This window comes from Pseudoalteromonas sp. CO109Y (genome assembly GCF_004208935.1).
GTDB classification, from domain to species: domain Bacteria; phylum Pseudomonadota; class Gammaproteobacteria; order Enterobacterales; family Alteromonadaceae; genus Pseudoalteromonas; species Pseudoalteromonas shioyasakiensis.
This window is the reverse complement of record NZ_SGPD01000049.1, coordinates 1-792: the sequence shown is the minus strand read 5'-3', so window position 1 is coordinate 792 and position 792 is coordinate 1. Positions and strand designations below refer to the sequence as shown.

1 protein-coding gene is annotated in these 792 nt (G+C 41.3%); it reads right to left on the bottom strand.

Annotated features, from left to right (window positions below; genetic code table 11):
* Window positions 1–732: transposase (locus tag EXT43_RS20475; protein WP_130167818.1), on the bottom strand; the 732-nt coding region annotated here is incomplete at its 3' end.
* Window positions 733–792: the final 60 nt, after the last annotated feature.

Below are 792 nucleotides of genomic sequence, written 5' to 3'. Positions count from 1 at the left end.
CAGGTATGACTTTAACTCAAAAGGTATTCCCTTTGATTTATACTTACTCATACCACCAATAAAACGAGCTAGTACCTTAGGTTGCTTTGACTCCTTCGTGCTCTGGCATCGCTTTTTAAAACTGGTATAGTCCGATTGCTCCGGCGTGCTCGCAGCTTTAGCACGAACAGGGTTTAAGTCAACATAGGCCATACATGCTAAAAGCGCCGACTCATCAAGTAATGCTTGGCTCTTAAATCGCCCTTCCCAAAAGTGACCTGTACACTCGTCTTCTTTATTCGCACGCCTGGCTATATATTCATTAAGCATTCGCATAAACCAACTAATGCTCGAAAGGCGCGTCCTATATTCTGCAACTTCTTTATTTAAGAATACTTTCTGACCATCACTTAGCGGCTCACCATAGAGAAACTTTTGGCCTAAAGGGGTCATTTTACTGAGCTTAAACCAGCGTAAAAGAATGGCTTTATCCGATAACCTATTTGCTTTTTTATCATCAACATAAAGAACAAGATGCGTATGATTGCTCATCACCGCATAAGCACATACATCAATACAAAATACCTTCGCAAGAAAAAGTAGGCGCTCTTCAACCCATCCTCTGCGGTGTTCATATGATTTACCAGTGAGTACGTCTTCTCCACAAAGGTATGCGCGTCTGACGCAACGAGATACACAATGATAAAATTTGGTGTTCGACAAACAGATTTGCCGCTTCCTTGCTAAAGCCATCGTCCACTCCTTGAACTGATAATTTGAAATGCATTAGCTGTAACTAAAGTGTAGACAAAA